Raw genomic sequence first — 234 nt, 5'->3', positions numbered from 1 at the left:
CAATCCCAACTACATGGGCAACTTGTTCAGGGGACCACTTCTGGACTTGAATCTTTTCCTCGATCAAGTGTTTAAGGCTTTTAGTGAGCGAAGACTTCCGCCCCCGTTGACTAACCTTTCGTTCAAAGTCAGTTTGCGCTAGCTCAGCCTGGTACTCACTATTTAGCCGGTGAAGTTCGTTAAAGATGGTGGTCTTACTAAAGCCTAAGTAGTTAGCGATGTATCGCAAGGAAC

General features: G+C 46.2%; 1 protein-coding gene. It reads right to left on the bottom strand.

The features are described from left to right. On the bottom strand, positions 1-234 hold a 234-nt coding region (locus QOS07_RS09410; protein WP_408613369.1), incomplete at both ends, for a helix-turn-helix domain-containing protein.

Source organism: Limosilactobacillus viscerum (assembly GCF_947387525.1).
GTDB classification, from domain to species: domain Bacteria; phylum Bacillota; class Bacilli; order Lactobacillales; family Lactobacillaceae; genus Limosilactobacillus; species Limosilactobacillus viscerum.
The sequence above is the reverse complement of the archived record's forward strand: the minus strand, read 5'-3'. Positions and strand labels throughout refer to the sequence as shown.